Raw genomic sequence first — 481 nt, 5'->3', positions numbered from 1 at the left:
TCTCCCTCGCGCACGACGCCGCGCAGCGGGGCTGGTGGGAGGAGGACCCCGACCTGCCGAGCTCGCTTGCCGATTTCATCGAGCTGGAATTCGAGGCCAATGCCGCCCGGGAATGGGGCTGCAACGTCTTTCCTGGGCTACGGCAGACGGAGCAATACGCGCGGCCCGTTATCGGCGGATAGAGCGACCAGGCCACGCTGCCCCCGCAGGAGCTGGAACGCCGGCTGGACGTGCGGATGCGGCGCCCCGCGCTGCTGGACGGCCCGCACCCGCCGGAACTGTCGGCGGTGCCCGACGAGGCGGTTCTGCAGCGCCTGATCGGCGATGCGAAGGTCATGCGCGAGCAGCGCGAACATCTGTACCGGATGCCCTAGCTGCCGGACGTGAACGTGCAGCTCCTGCCCTTGGGGGTCGCCCACTCGGTGTTGGCCGAATCGTTTATCCTGCTCGAACTCTCCCCGCTGCATGACATCGTGTTCCC

General features: G+C 68.2%; 1 pseudogene. It reads left to right on the top strand.

Annotated features, from left to right (window positions below):
* The first annotated feature begins 53 nt into the window (after nucleotides 1–53).
* Nucleotides 54–374 (top strand): annotated as a pseudogene (locus HUX53_RS40535) (DUF5753 domain-containing protein).
* Nucleotides 375–481 lie beyond the last annotated feature (107 nt).

Source organism: Actinomadura sp. BRA 177 (genome assembly GCF_013372625.1).
Taxonomy (GTDB): domain Bacteria; phylum Actinomycetota; class Actinomycetes; order Streptosporangiales; family Streptosporangiaceae; genus Spirillospora.
The sequence above is the reverse complement of the archived record's forward strand: the minus strand, read 5'-3'. Positions and strand labels throughout refer to the sequence as shown.